Raw genomic sequence first — 13,565 nt, 5'->3', positions numbered from 1 at the left:
CCTCGGCCCCCGCCCGCCCGGTTTAGCGCAGGATCGCGCTCGTTTCGGCGAGCGTGGTCGACACGCCATCGACGGTCTCGAGATATTGCACCGTGACCGGGCCACTCGCCTGCGCAAGCAATTCCTCGCTGATCGGGACGGTGACCGTGCGGCGGTCGATCTCGGTGTAGACGGCAACGCCGCGCTGGACGGCGAGCGGCTCCTTGAGCCCGGCCTTGAGTACCCGCACCTCGCCGAAGGTCGAGCGGGAGCCCGCGCGGGTCAGCTCCATCGCTACCGCTGGGCGGCCTTCCAGCACCACCTTGCCGACGTTGGCGATCCCCGCCTTGGCCGAAAGATTGCCGAGCCGCACGATGACCGGAATGGTGACGCCGTAGACCGGGGTCAGCGCAAAGCCGATGCCCTTGAAGTCGGCCGGGGTCTGCACCGGCGGCTGGGCCGCCGGGACGGCCCGGAACAGGAGGTGGACGCGATATTCGCCATCGGCGAGGCCGGCCGGCGCGCGGGCGGCGATCCGGATGGTCTGCGGCTGGCGCGGCGGCAGGACGACGCGGCGCGGGGCATAGACGATCATGTCGCGGGCGGTCGCTTCGCGGGCATCGGGCGTCGAAACCTCTTCGAACGAACCGTCGCTTCGCATCCGCTTCAGCTCGACGCTGATGCGATAGGTGGCGGTCTCGTCACCGATGTTGTTGAGAATGATCTCGGTGCCGCGACCGTTGTTGAGGATGATCCGGGTCGGCGCCACCAGCAGGTCGCCGACGCCAGCATTCGCCGGGGGCGCCAGGGCGACCAGCGGCGCAAGCAGGGCGGCACGAAGGGCGAAACGGGCGGTAATGGACATGGCGTGCGACGGGCTCCCCCATGGCGGCACGATTTGCCACCATATCGGAGCGTTCTCGCAGCCAATGGTTGATGAAGCGCTAACCATGCCGCGGTGAACGGCCCGGGCTGGCATGCAGAAAGGGCGGCTCCTTGCGGAACCGCCCCCTCTGATCACCAATCCGGATGGATCGGCTGCTTATTGATAGGCGACCTGGATATCGATCTGGCCCGAATAGACCCCGTCGACGCTGCTGCTGTTGATGACGACCGAGCCACCGACGTTGAAGTCGTTGCCCGGGCTGCCCGAATTGCCGAGCGTCAGCGACGCCGGGAAGCTCGGGGTGAAGGCCAGCGTGCCACCGTTCGAGCCGGTCAGCGGGAAGCTGGCGGCGGCCGAGGAGATGGTCACGACCTGTCCCTGCGTGCCGGTGATGCGATAGCCGGCCGAGACCGGCGTACCGGCGCAGGTCAGGCCACCGCCCGGCGCGCCGCAGCCGACCACGCCGGCACCGCTGATGCTGACGGTCTGGTCGCCGCTGATCGTGCCCATGACGATGGTGCCGAAGTTGAGATCGCGCAGGGCGGTCAGCGTCAGCGGCTTGATCAGGCGGGCGCCGGCAAGGGCGCGCGGGCTGGCCGAGGTCGCGTTCTGGGCAGCGGCCGGGCTTGCGGCGGCAACAGCGGCCAGCGCGGCCGCAACAAGGATCGTCTTCTTCATGATATTATCTGTCCCCACATCAGGCGCGCCGAGCCAGAAGCCCAAGCAACGCGGTAAGCCGGCTATTAACCCTCATGTCTTTCGGCTTCGCTGGCGAGGATGGTTAACAGGCCGTTGGGGATTGCTGGCGATCGGACCATCCTGTGGTGAACTTTCCCAACTTGGCAGGGCGGACCGTTGCGCCCGGCATTGCTGCTTCGGCCCAAGCTGTTGAAAAGGGCTGGAAAGAACAAACTGGCACGGCTCCTGCATTACCCTTGGCATGGACCGGCACGACGCCGGACCAGCCAAAAACAGGAGCCAGATGACATGACTACCGCCCTCAACTTCCGCCAGCTCGCCGTTTCGCTTTCGGGCGCTTTCGTCGCTGCCATGCTGTTCGTCAGCGCCGCCGTCGGCCCGCTTCCGATCGCCTGAACCGCAACCCCACTCTTTCAAGGACCACCAAGATGAATCGCCGCTTTGTTCTTAACCACACCGACGCGAAACTGATGGGCGTTGGCGCCGGGCTTGCCGACATGACCGGCACCGACCCGCTGGTGATCAGGCTGGCCATCATTCTCGCGGTGCTCGTCACCGGCCCGGTCGCAGCAGTGCTCTATGTCGCCGCAGGTGTCCTCGCGCCGCAGGGCTGAGCCGATCGGTCACGCGGGCCGATCTGCAGCGGCCCGCCCGTTCTCAATCGAACAGGCTGGATACGCTCGATTCGTCGGCGATCCGGCGTACCGCCTCGGCCAGTAGCGGCGCGATCGTCAGCCGCCGGATCTTAGTCCCGGGGAGGTCGGTTTCACCGGAATAGATGCTGTCGGTGACCACCAGCTCGGTCAGCTCGCTCGCCGCGACCCGCGCCGCGGCACCGCCCGACAGCACGCCATGAGTGACATAAGCGACCACGCCGCGCGCGCCCTGCGCCTTGAGCGCGGCAGCGGCGTTGCACAGGGTGCCGGCCGAATCGACGATATCGTCGATCAGGATACAGAAGCGCCCCTCGACATCGCCGATGATGTTCATCACCTCCGATTCGCCGGCCTTTTCGCGCCGCTTGTCGACGATCGCCAGCGGCGCATTTTCGAGCCGCTTGGCCAGGCTGCGCGCGCGCACCACGCCGCCGACGTCCGGCGAGACGACGGTGATCGGCTGGTCGCCGAAGCGGGCCTGGATGTCCGCGCTCACTACCGGGGCGCCGAACAGATTGTCGGTCGGAATGTCGAAGAAACCCTGGATCTGCCCGGCGTGAAGGTCGACCGACAGCACCCGGTTGGCACCGGCGGTGGTGATCAGATTCGCCACCAGCTTGGCCGAGATCGGGGTGCGGGGCCCGGGCTTCCGGTCCTGCCGGGCATAGCCGAAGTAGGGCATGACGGCGGTGATCCGCTTGGCCGACGCGCGGCGCAGCGCGTCGATGCAGATCAGCAATTCCATCAGATTGTCGTTGGCGGGATAGCTGGTCGACTGGATCAGGAAGACGTCCTCGCCGCGGACATTTTCGTGGATCTCGACGAAGATCTCCTCGTCGGCGAAGCGGCGGACGCTTGCCTTGGTCAGCGGAATCTCGAGATAGTCGCTGATCGCGCGTGCAAGCGGCGCGTTGGAATTGCCGGCCAGCAGTTTCATAATGCTCCCCTTGTCGCCAGCGTCCCCTAGCCACCTCGGGCGTTGGACGAAAGCCCGCGTGATCGCCTAGGACCATTGAATGACCGACCGCCTGACGATTGCGCTCGCCCAGATGAACCAGAAAGTCGGCGACCTGGCCGCCAATGCCGAGGCGATCCTGGCGATGCGCCGCCAGGCCGTCGGAGCCGACCTGCTGCTGGTTCCCGAACTGCAACTGGTCGGCTATCCGCCCGAAGACCTGGTGCTGAAACCGGCCTTCCTGCGGGAAACCGAGGCCGCCACCGCAGCCCTGGTGGCCGCCACAGAGGAACCCGGCCCGGCAGTCGCGTTCGGCTCGATCGTGCTGCGCGAGGGCAAGGCTTATAATGCGCTGATCCTCGCTGACGAAGGCCGCGAATTGTTCGTGACCCTCAAGCGCGAGCTGCCCAACTACGGCACCTTCGACGAAAAGCGCGTGTTCGCCGCCGGCCCGCTACCCGAGCCCTTCACCTTCAAGGGTGTCAGCATCGGCTTCCCGATCTGCGAGGATTTGTGGCTGGAGGACGTGCCGCGGCATCTGGCAGAGCGCGGCGCGGAAATCCTGCTCAGCCCCAACGGCAGTCCTTACGAGATCGACAAGGACGACCTTCGCCAGCGGCTGTTCAGCGGTCGCTCGCGGGCGGTCGGCTTGCCGCTGGTCTACCTCAACCGGGTCGGCGGGCAGGACGAGCTCGCGTTCGACGGCAGCTCGATGGTGTTCAACGCCGATGGCGAGCGGATCATCCAGATGCGCGACTGGGAAGAGCAATTGCTGTTCACCCAGTGGCACAAGGGCGAGGATGACCGCTGGACCTGCGCTACCCGCGATCTCCACGCGCTGTCGCCCTACCCCGAGGATGTCTATCTCGCGATGGTGGTCGCCCTGCGCGACTACGTCACTCGCAACGGCTTCCCGGGCGTGCTGCTCGGCCTGTCGGGCGGGATCGATTCGGCTCTCTCGGCGGCGGTCGCGGTGGATGCCCTCGGTGCCGACAAGGTGTGGGCGGTGATGATGCCCTCCGCCTTCACCAGCCAGCACAGCCTAGACGACGCGGAAGGCTGCGCGCGGCTGCTCGGAATCCGGCATGACGTCATACCGATCGCGGCGGCGGTCGACGCCCTCGACACCATGCTCGGCAGTTCCTTCGAGGGCCGGCCGCGCGACCTGGCGGAGGAGAATATCCAGGCCCGCCTCCGGATGGTCACTCTGATGGCGCTCAGCAACAAGTTCGGCCCGATGCTTCTGACCACCGGCAACAAGAGCGAGATGAGCGTCGGCTACGCCACCCTCTACGGGGACATGGCGGGCGGTTATTCGGTGCTGAAGGACGCCTACAAGACCACCGTCTTCAAGCTTTCGCGGTGGCGCAACGAAGGGCGGCCCGAAGGCCTGCTCGGCCCCGCCGGACCGGTGATGCCGGAGCGGGTCATCACCAAGCCGCCCTCGGCCGAGCTGCGCCATGACCAGAAGGACGAGGACAGCCTGCCGCCTTATGAAAAGCTCGATCCCATCCTCCACGGGCTGATCGATCGCGAGCTCAGCGTCCACGAGGTCGCGTCGGAAACCGGCAGCGAGGTCGCGCTGGTCGCAAGTCTGGAAACGATGGTTCTGCGCGCCGAATACAAGCGCCGGCAGGCCCCGCCCGGGGTCAAGCTGGGCGGCCGCAACTTCGGCCGCGACCGCCGCTATCCGATCACCAATGCGTTCCGGACCGGCGATTGAGATGGTTCGGCCGCAACTAGCCTTGGCCGCCCGAGGGCGATAGGCGCACGGCCATGACCGTCGTTACCCGCTTTGCCCCCTCGCCGACCGGCCGCCTGCATGTCGGCAACATCCGCACGGCGCTGCACAACTTCCTGTTCGCCAGGCGGCATGGCGGACGGTTCCTGCTGCGGGTCGACGACACCGACCGCGAGCGCTCGACGGCAGAGGCCGAGCAGGCGATCCATGCCGATCTCGCCTGGCTCGGGCTGCACCCGCACGACATGGTCCGCCAGTCCGATCGCTTCGCCCTCTATGAGCGGCAGTTCGAGCAATTGCGCGCAGCGGGCCGCATCTATGCTTGCTACGAGACTCCGGAGGAGCTCGACCTTCGCCGCAAGATCCTGCTCGGGCGTGGCCTGCCGCCGATCTACGAGCGGCCCGAGGGCGAGAATACGCCGGTCGAGGGCCGTGCACCGCACTGGCGCTTCCGCCTCGACCATGAGCAGCCGATCGGGTGGGACGATTTGGTCCGCGGCGAACAGAAGTTCGACCCGCACCTGCTGTCGGACCCCGTCATCCGCCGCGCCGATGGCAGCTGGCTGTATCTGCTGCCAAGCGTAATCGACGACATCGACCTTGGCATCACCCACATCGTTCGGGGCGAGGACCACGTGTCCAACAGCGCGGTCCAATTGCAGATGTTCGCTGCGCTCGGCGCCGAGCCGCCGCGGCTTGCTCACGAAGCCTTGCTGGTGGCTGCTGAGGGCAAGCTGTCGAAGCGCCTCGGTGCGGTCGGTGTCGGCGAGATGCAGGAGCGCGGGCTGGAGCCGATGGCCTTGCTGAGCCTGCTCGCGAGGCTCGGCACCAGCCAGCCGGTCGAGGCGGTTGCCGACCTCGAGCCACTGGCGGCGAGCTTCGACTTCGCGCACTTCGGGCGTGCCCCAGCGCATTTCGATATGGGTGAGGTCGAGCAGCTGAATGCCCGGCTGCTGCACGCCATGCCGTTCGCCGCGGTGGCCGAACGCGTGCCGGCGTGGGTGGACGAGGGCAGCTGGAGCGTCCTTCGGACCGCGCTCGACCACGTCACCGAAATCGATGCCTGGCAGGAAGTCGTGCAAGGCGACCTTGCGGCCCCCGACCTCCCAGCCGAGGATCGCGCCTTCCTCGCGGAGGCCGCCGCTTTGGCCGCCGCGGTCGATTGGTCGGCCGATCCCTGGCACGCCCTCACCGACCAGCTGAAGGCTGACACCGGCCGCAAGGGCAAGGCGCTGTTCAAGCCGCTGCGGCTGGCACTGACGGGCCGGGAAAGCGGACCCGAGATGGCGCCCCTGCTACGGCTGATCGGGCGCAAGCGCAGCCTCGCGCGGCTGGAAGCCGGCGCCAGGACCTGACCGCCATTTCGTGTGTCCGGCCGGCGCTGACCAGAGCGCTTGCACCTTAAATGTAATGATGTAACATCCTCTACATCGACTCGCGATGAAGAGGAGGTTGCCATGCTTGCCTATGCCGCCAACCAGAGGAGCCGGCGCCGGCTCAGTCCTCCCACCCTGGTGATGATCGTCGCCGGACATGCGATCGCGATCGGATTGCTGATTACCGCCAAGATGCACGTCGATGGCTTGGCGCCACCGGGCCGGACCGAGATTTATAACGTCCCGCTGCCGCCGCCCCCGCCGCAGCCGGTGCCCGAAGCCAAGCCGCAGGTGCAGCGTGACACGGTGCTCCCGCCGCCGCCCGACAGCCAGATCGACCGCATCCCGCCCGTGATCCAGTCCCCGCAACCCGCCGACAGCTTCGACCTGGGGCCAAGCATCAACAGCCAGGTGCCCGACATCGGACCGGCGCTCGAAGCCACGCTGCCGCCACCCCTTCCGCCGCAGCCGCAGCCGGCGATCGTCCGGGTCGGCCCGCGCGCGGCGACTCCGGCAGACCTGCTTCGGCCGCCTTACCCCGAATCGATGCGGCGGACCGAGGCCGAGGCGGTGCTTCGACTGCGCCTGTCGATCGATGCCCGCGGGCGGGTGACCGCGGTCGAACCACTCGCCGCCGCCGATCCCGCTTTCCTCGCTGCGGCCCGCAACCATCTCGTCCGTTACTGGCGCTACCGGCCAGCCACCGAGGACGGCCGCGCGGTGGCTTCGGTACTGACCATCACGCTGCGGTTCGAGCTGGAGGAATGACGATGCGGACCGCTCTCGCACCGGTGAGAGCGGTCCAATTGCCGCGCGGCACCTGACCCCCTACATCCCCGCCATGGGCTTTTTTCCTCCGATGCACAGTCCCAGGACGGCGTTGCGCGACCTTCGGGCCGTGTTCCGCCGGCGCGGCCGCGAGCAAACCATCGCCGCCGGACTCAGCATCCTCTTCACGGTGGTCATCATCGTGGTCTTCTTCCTCGACGCCAAGGTGAACACCGCCCCGCCGGTGACCGTCATCTACCCGGAAAGCTGGTCGGCCAATCGCACCGATGCCGAGATCAAGGCCGACCAGGTCAAGGACCAGAAGGCGCGCGAGGAGCGGGCCGCGGTCCGGCAGGAGCAGTTCAAGGAGATCGCCAATAGCTTCGGCATCGAGGAGTGACGCCGAGTGGATGGCGGAGGCGGCCCGGCTGGGTGCCGCCGCGCGTGGAACGACGGCTCCCAACCCCAACGTCGGTTGCCTGATCGTCGGCGCCGATGGCGACATTGTCGGCCAGGGCGCGACGGCCCCCGGCGGACGGCCCCATGCCGAATCCATCGCCCTCGCCCTTGCCGGCGAGCGCGCGTCCGGCGCGACGCTCTACACAACGCTAGAACCGTGCAATCACCGCAGCCCGCGGGGGCCGACGTGCACCGACCTGATCCTCGCCAGCGGCGTCGCCGCAGTGGTCGCGGCGATCGAGGATCCTGATCCGCGCACCGCGGGCGAGGGGCTGCAGCGTCTTCGCGGCGCCGGGATCGACGTCCGCCTTGGCCCGGGCGCCGACCTGGCCCGCGACGGCATGGCCGGCTGGCTCACGCGGCAGGCGCTCGGGCGCCCCCGCATCACCCTCAAGCTCGCGCTGTCGATCGACGGCAAGATCGCGCTTCCCTCGGGCGAATCAAAGTGGATCACCGGCGAGGACGCGCGCGCCCATGTTCACCTCGAACGCGCCCATTGCGACATGATCCTGGTCGGGCGCGGCACGCTGGCGGCCGATCGGCCCAAGCTCGACGTGCGACTTCCCGGGCTCGAGGAACGCTCCCCGCGCCGCGCCTTGCTCAGCCGCGGCGAGCCCGTCGAGGGGTGGGAGATGTTGCGCTCACCGGCCGACGTCTTCCGGCTTCATGACGTCAACGACCTGCTGGTCGAAGGCGGTTCGTCCACCGCCACTGCCTTCCTCGCCGAGGACCTGGTCGACCGCATTCTCCTCTACCGCGCGCCCATCATCATCGGCGAGGGGCGGCAGAGCGTCGGCTATATCGGGCTCGACGCGATCGGCGATGCGCATGGCCGGTGGGAGCCGCGCGACGGGCGCCAGCTTGGCATCGACCGGCTCGAAGTCTACGAGCGCGTCCGCTCCGAGGAAAACTGAACCATGTTCACCGGCATCATCACCGACGTGGGAACCGTCCGCACCGCCCAGCAGCGGGGCGACCTCCGACTGGTGATCGAGTGCGGCTACGACATGGGCGGGGTCGACCTCGGCGCGTCCATCGCCTGCTCTGGCGCCTGCCTGACCGTGGTGGACAAGGGTGAGGGCTGGTTTGCCGTCGATCTGAGCGCCGAAACCGTGTCCAGAACCGCACCGGGCCTGTGGCAGGAAGGGGCGCGCCTCAACCTCGAACGCGCGCTTCGGCTTGGCGACGAGCTCGGCGGACATCTGGTCACCGGCCATGTCGACGGTCTGGCCGAGGTGATCGGCCTGTGCCCCGAAGGCGACAGCCTCCGCGTCGGGCTTGCCGTACCGGCGGCTCTCGGGCCGATGCTGGCGGCCAAGGGGTCTGTGACGCTCGATGGCGTGTCCCTCACCGTCAACGATGTCCGCGACGTGGGCGCGCAGACCCATTTCAGCGTGAACATCATTCCCCACACCGCGCAGCAGACCACTCTCGCCGGCCTCTCCGTCGGCCGCGCGCTGAACGTGGAGATCGACGTGCTTGCCCGTTATCTGCAGCGGATGGTCGCGGCACGCGCCGCACACTGAAGTGGGTGGGGAAGCTATCGCTTCTCACATTCGAGTGTGATACTGGGCCTCATGGCTACCGATCTCATCGAACGACTGACCGCCATCATCGAGACTGGCGAGATCAGCCGGTCCGGACTTGCCCGCGCGGCCGGACTTCACCCCAATTCCCTGCGCAAGCTCGGATCATCCGACTGGAATCCGACCGCCGACACGCTCGGTCGCCTGGAGAAGCTGCTCGCCAAGGGCACCACCGAGGTGCTGGTCGGTCCGGAGGCGATCATCAACGAGGCCCGCAACGGGCGGATGTTCATCCTCGTCGACGACGACGATCGCGAGAATGAGGGCGACCTCGTCATCCCCGCGCAGATGGCCACCCCCGACGCGATCAACTTCATGGCCCGTCACGGCCGCGGGCTGATCTGCCTGGCGCTGACCAAGGAACGGATCGACGGGCTTGGCTTGCCCTTGATGGCGCGGACCAACGGGACCCGCCATGAAACGGCGTTCACCGTCTCCATCGAGGCCCGCACCGGCGTCTCGACCGGGATCAGCGCGGCCGACCGGGCCCGCACCATCGCGGTCGCGATCGATGCCAACAACAGTTCCGAGGATCTGGTCTCCCCCGGTCACGTCTTTCCCCTTGTCGCACGCCCCGGTGGCGTGCTGGTCCGCGCCGGCCATACCGAGGCCGCGGTCGACGTCAGCCGCCTCGCCGGGCTCAACCCTTCGGGGGTGATCTGCGAGATCATGCGCGAGGACGGGACCATGGCCCGGCTCGACGACCTGATCGAGTTCGCGCGGCAGCACAGCCTGAAGATCGGCACGATCCGCGACCTGATCGCCTATCGCCTGCGCCGCGACCATCTGGTCGAACGGGTCGCCGCGACGCCGTTCGACAGCCCGTCGGGGCAGGAGTGGCAGGCCCAAGTGTTTCGCGACAAGGCGACCGGTGCCGAGCAGCTTGCGCTTATCCTCGGCCCGCTAAACCCCGAGGAGCCGGTGATGGTGCGCATGCACAGCCTCGACCTGTTCGCCGATGTCCTTGGCGAGCCGTCGGAGCGGGGCGGTCTGCTGGCCGGTGCGATGAAGATGATCGAGGAGCAGGGTTCAGGCGTCGTGGTGGCGCTTCATGCGGCAAGCCCCGGATCGCTGTCGCGCGCGGCCGACCGCCGGGTCGGCAAGGAAGTGGAAGAAGGCGAAGCGCTGCGCAGCTACGGAATCGGCGCGCAGATCCTCGCGGCGCTGGGAATCCACGACATGATCCTCCTGTCCAACACCCGCCACTCGCCCGTCGGACTCAGCGGCTACGGACTCGCCATCATCGAGGAACGCTGCATCGGGGGAGATGCCTGACATGGCCCACATCCTGATCGTCGAAGCCCGCTTCTACGAGCATCTCAACGACCTCCTCCTCGCCGGTGCCCGCGCCGCGATCGAGGAGGCCGGCCACAGCCATGAGACACTGACCGTCCCCGGCGCGCTCGAAGTCCCAGCCGCCATCGCCATGGCCGACGAGAGCGGCGATTTCGACGCCTTTGTCGCGCTGGGCGTTGTGATCCGCGGCGAGACCTATCATTTCGAGGTGGTCTGCAACGAAAGCGCGCGGGGGATCATGGAACTGACGCTGACCGGGATGGCGATCGGCAACGGCATCCTGACGGTCGAGAACGAAGCGCAGGCGCTTGCCCGCGCCGACCGCGCGCAGATGGACAAGGGCGGCGGCGCAGCCGCTGCGGCCCTGGCGATGATGGCGTTGCGGCAGCGCTACGTTGGGTGAACGGCAGGGAACTGCCCAATTCAGAGCGCATTCAAACCGCTCGGCCTAGTGCCCCTGCAAACATGACGTCAGGAGTTTCGATGTTTCAGCACCTCAACCCGCGCCTGGTCGGCGTTGCTGCAATGCTGTCGCTTGCGGCACCCGCCGCCATCGCCCAGCAGGCGACCCCGCTCAAGGCGGTCGAGCAGAGCCTTGCCGCGACCAGCAGCATGACCGCGCGTTTCACGCAGTCGGACGGCCGTGGCCGCACCCAGTCGGGCACGCTCAGCCTGCAGCGTCCCGGCAAGATCCGCTTCGAATATGGCGCGGGCGCAAACATGGTGATGGTCGGCGACGGCAAGAACCTGACCTTCGTCGATTACGAGGTGGGCCAAAAGTCGGCCTGGCCGATCGCGCGCTCGCCGCTGGCGGTGCTGCTGTCGCCGCAGCCGAACCTGGGGCGGATCGCTCGGGTCGAGCCGCAGACCAACCCCGGCGTGGTGATCGTCCGCGCCCGTGATGCACGCCGTCCGGAATTCGGCACCTTGCTGCTTGCCTTCTCCAAGAACAGCGCGGCGCCGGGTGGACTGATGCTGGAAGGGTGGACCGCGATCGACGCGCAGAACAAGCGCACCACTGTCAAGCTGGATGGCCAGCGCTACAATGTGGCCATCCCCGCCGGTGCCTTCACCTATCGCGAGCCCGTCAAGCGGGGTCGCTAAGTCACGGTGATCCGTATTGAATTAGCTACTGTTCATGCGAGCTTCAGGCACGGCGACCTAAGTGGACTTCTGACCGCAGCAATGAGCTTGGGTTTCCCCCTGTTACCGGGCTCGCTGCTGGTCCCTCGCGTGACGAACGCTTGGTCGGCCCTCGCTCCATGCCCCCGGAGCGGGGGCCTTTTCCGTTGCGGCCTTTGCGTTTCGGCCGGCCGGCTTGCTAGGGGCGTTGCGTGAGCAAACTCAAGATCGCCAGCTGGAACATCAACAGCGTTCGCGCCCGCGTGCCCATCGTCGGCCGCTTCCTCGACGAAGAGCAGCCCGACATCCTGTGCCTTCAGGAAACCAAGTCCGAGGACAAGGTGTTTCCCGCCGAGCTCTTCACCTCGCGCGGCTATGTCCATCACGCCCTCAACGGGCAACGGATGCACCACGGCGTCGCGATCCTCAGCCGCGTGCCGCTCGAGGAGCCCGGACGACACGACTGGCAGGACAATGGCGAGGCACGGCATGTCGGTGCGCGCCTTCCCAACGGGCTTCGGCTGGAGAATGTCTACGTGCCCGCGGGCGGCGACATTCCCGACCGAACGCTCAATCCCAAGTTCGGCCAGAAGCTCGATTTCATTGAGCGGATGACCCGCTGGTCCGAGGACCTCAAGGAGCCCACGCTCATTGTCGGCGACTTCAACGTCGCGCCGATGGAATGCGACGTATGGAGCCACAAGGCGCTGCGCGACGTCGTCAGCCACACCGAAATCGAGATCGAGGCACTGGCGAGGCTGCAAGCCGCGCACGACTGGGTCGACCTCGGCCGCAAGTTCGTGCCCGCGCCCGAGCGCTGCTTTACCTGGTGGAGCTATCGTTCGCCTGACTGGACGAAGAACGACCGCGGCCGCCGGCTCGACCACATGTGGGCCTCGCCGAGCGTTGCGGCACAGGCCGTCATGCACAAGGTGCACGAGCCCTGCCGCGCCTGGGAGCGCCCGTCCGACCACGTGCCGCTGGTGGTCGAGCTTTCGCTTTGAGCAAGGGCGCCGAGGCGATCGCCGCGCTCCGCGCCGGCCGCGCCGTCGGCATCGGAGCCATGACGGTTGCTGCCGTGGAGACGGCCACCGACGATTTCCTCGGCCTGCTCGATCCCAATGGCAGGGCGGCGCTCGTGTTGAGCGGCGCAAGGGCCGCCGCCCTCGGCCTCGCCAACCAGCGCGATTCGGCTTCGTCCCGCGAACCGGTCCTGATCGAGAGGGCGCCGTGGCTCGATGCGGCAACCGTCCGCGGCCTGGTCGACGCTGGGCGCGACTTCGATCGCTTCGGCCCGGGCCCGCTGCAGACCGGCACGCTGGAGGATCCCGGCGCGGCGCAGGCCGCGCTTGCCCTTGCCCGCCGGGCCGGGCTGATGCCCGCCCTTTGGCTGCTGGGCGCCGACACGGCCTTGCGCCTGTCGCAGGACGAGGCCTTGGCTGCCGCCAGGCCTGCGCAAGTGACCATCGCCGCGCGCGCGATCCTTCCGGTCGACACCCTCGACATCGCGGCGCAGGTCGTCGCCATGCGCGCCGAGGAAGACGGCAGCGAGCACGTCGCCTTGCTGGTCGGCGCCCCCGGTGGCCGCGCGCCGCTGACCCGGCTGCATAGCGAGTGCCTGACGGGCGACGTGTTCGGCAGCCTCAAGTGCGATTGCGGCCCTCAACTCAAGGCCGCGCTGCGGCTGATGGCCGAGGATGGCGGCGGGATCCTGCTCTACCTGCGCCAGGAAGGGCGTGGGATCGGACTTGCCAACAAGATCCGTGCCTATGCCCTGCAGGATCGCGGGCTCGACACGGTGGAAGCCAACCAGCGCCTTGGGTTCGCCGATGACGAGCGCGATTATGCGCTTGCGGCGGCGATGCTTCGCGCGCTGGGGATCAGCGAGGTCCGGCTACTCACTAACAACCCCGCGAAGTTGGCCGGGCTGGAAGCGCAGGGAATCGCCGCCGAACGGGTCGCGCACCGCCTGCCTGCCAACCCGCACAATGCCCATTATCTGGCGGTGAAGGCCGCCAAGAGTGGCCACCTCGACTGACGCG

The 13,565-nt window shown here is 67.7% G+C and carries 15 protein-coding genes; 12 read left to right on the top strand and 3 right to left on the bottom strand.

Annotation, left to right across the window (positions count from 1 at the left end; translation table 11 throughout):
- Nucleotides 1-22: 22 nt before the first annotated feature.
- Nucleotides 23-844, bottom strand: coding sequence for a fimbrial biogenesis chaperone (locus tag GGQ97_RS03440; protein WP_168067648.1), 822 nt, complete (start codon nucleotides 842-844; stop codon nucleotides 23-25).
- A gap of 177 nt (nucleotides 845-1,021) precedes the next feature.
- Nucleotides 1,022-1,543: a DUF4402 domain-containing protein gene (locus GGQ97_RS03435; protein WP_168067647.1), complete on the bottom strand. Its 522-nt coding sequence runs from the start codon at nucleotides 1,541-1,543 to the stop codon at nucleotides 1,022-1,024.
- A gap of 449 nt (nucleotides 1,544-1,992) precedes the next feature.
- Here GGQ97_RS03435 and GGQ97_RS03430 point away from each other — a divergent pair, with 449 nt between their 5' ends.
- Complete coding sequence (locus GGQ97_RS03430; RefSeq protein WP_168067646.1) at nucleotides 1,993-2,178, top strand: PspC domain-containing protein; 186 nt, start codon at nucleotides 1,993-1,995, stop codon at nucleotides 2,176-2,178.
- 43 nt (nucleotides 2,179-2,221) lie between these two features.
- Here the strand turns inward: GGQ97_RS03430 and GGQ97_RS03425 are convergent, their stop codons facing one another.
- Complete coding sequence (locus GGQ97_RS03425; protein ID WP_168067645.1) at nucleotides 2,222-3,157, bottom strand: ribose-phosphate pyrophosphokinase; 936 nt, start codon at nucleotides 3,155-3,157, stop codon at nucleotides 2,222-2,224.
- A gap of 79 nt (nucleotides 3,158-3,236) precedes the next feature.
- Between GGQ97_RS03425 and GGQ97_RS03420 the strand changes: the two genes are divergently transcribed.
- The 11 genes from GGQ97_RS03420 to ribA all read left to right on the top strand — a co-directional run bounded on the left by GGQ97_RS03420 (nucleotide 3,237) and on the right by ribA (nucleotide 13,561).
- Entirely contained in the window at nucleotides 3,237-4,898 is a 1,662-nt protein-coding gene (locus tag GGQ97_RS03420; RefSeq protein WP_168067644.1) for an NAD+ synthase, read from the top strand.
- A 53-nt stretch (nucleotides 4,899-4,951) separates the two neighbouring features.
- Nucleotides 4,952-6,271 (top strand): glutamate--tRNA ligase, encoded by a 1,320-nt coding sequence (gene gltX / locus GGQ97_RS03415; protein ID WP_168067643.1) that lies wholly within the window; start codon nucleotides 4,952-4,954, stop codon nucleotides 6,269-6,271.
- Nucleotides 6,272-6,373: 102 nt separating this feature from the next.
- Nucleotides 6,374-7,060: an energy transducer TonB gene (locus tag GGQ97_RS03410; protein WP_168067642.1), complete on the top strand. Its 687-nt coding sequence runs from the start codon at nucleotides 6,374-6,376 to the stop codon at nucleotides 7,058-7,060.
- A gap of 112 nt (nucleotides 7,061-7,172) precedes the next feature.
- Nucleotides 7,173-7,460 (top strand): hypothetical protein, encoded by a 288-nt coding sequence (locus tag GGQ97_RS03405; protein ID WP_168067641.1) that lies wholly within the window; start codon nucleotides 7,173-7,175, stop codon nucleotides 7,458-7,460.
- Between the two features lie 10 nt (nucleotides 7,461-7,470).
- Nucleotides 7,471-8,433: a bifunctional diaminohydroxyphosphoribosylaminopyrimidine deaminase/5-amino-6-(5-phosphoribosylamino)uracil reductase RibD gene (ribD, locus tag GGQ97_RS03400; RefSeq protein WP_168067640.1), complete on the top strand. Its 963-nt coding sequence runs from the start codon at nucleotides 7,471-7,473 to the stop codon at nucleotides 8,431-8,433.
- A gap of 3 nt (nucleotides 8,434-8,436) precedes the next feature.
- The gene (locus tag GGQ97_RS03395) at nucleotides 8,437-9,045 is read left to right on the top strand and encodes a riboflavin synthase (protein ID WP_168067639.1); all 609 of its coding nucleotides are present in this window, start codon (nucleotides 8,437-8,439) and stop codon (nucleotides 9,043-9,045) included.
- Between the two features lie 51 nt (nucleotides 9,046-9,096).
- Nucleotides 9,097-10,380, top strand: a complete 1,284-nt coding sequence (gene ribB, locus GGQ97_RS03390; protein WP_168067638.1) for a 3,4-dihydroxy-2-butanone-4-phosphate synthase — start codon at nucleotides 9,097-9,099, stop codon at nucleotides 10,378-10,380.
- Nucleotide 10,381: 1 nt separating this feature from the next.
- Nucleotides 10,382-10,804: a 6,7-dimethyl-8-ribityllumazine synthase gene (gene ribH, locus GGQ97_RS03385; RefSeq protein WP_168067637.1), complete on the top strand. Its 423-nt coding sequence runs from the start codon at nucleotides 10,382-10,384 to the stop codon at nucleotides 10,802-10,804.
- An 80-nt stretch (nucleotides 10,805-10,884) separates the two neighbouring features.
- Nucleotides 10,885-11,505: a LolA family protein gene (locus GGQ97_RS03380; protein ID WP_168067636.1), complete on the top strand. Its 621-nt coding sequence runs from the start codon at nucleotides 10,885-10,887 to the stop codon at nucleotides 11,503-11,505.
- Nucleotides 11,506-11,735: 230 nt separating this feature from the next.
- A complete protein-coding gene (locus tag GGQ97_RS03375) occupies nucleotides 11,736-12,527 on the top strand; it encodes an exodeoxyribonuclease III (RefSeq protein WP_168067635.1) in 792 nt (263 codons plus the stop codon).
- Nucleotides 12,524-13,561, top strand: a complete 1,038-nt coding sequence (gene ribA, locus GGQ97_RS03370) for a GTP cyclohydrolase II (RefSeq protein ID WP_245197837.1) — start codon at nucleotides 12,524-12,526, stop codon at nucleotides 13,559-13,561. Before GGQ97_RS03375 ends, ribA begins: the two co-directional genes overlap by 4 nt.
- The last annotated feature ends 4 nt before the right edge of the window (nucleotides 13,562-13,565 follow it).

Origin of the sequence: Sphingomonas kaistensis (genome assembly GCF_011927725.1) — a bacterium.
Lineage (GTDB): Bacteria > Pseudomonadota > Alphaproteobacteria > Sphingomonadales > Sphingomonadaceae > Sphingomicrobium > Sphingomicrobium kaistense.
The sequence above is the reverse complement of the archived record's forward strand: the minus strand, read 5'-3'. Positions and strand labels throughout refer to the sequence as shown.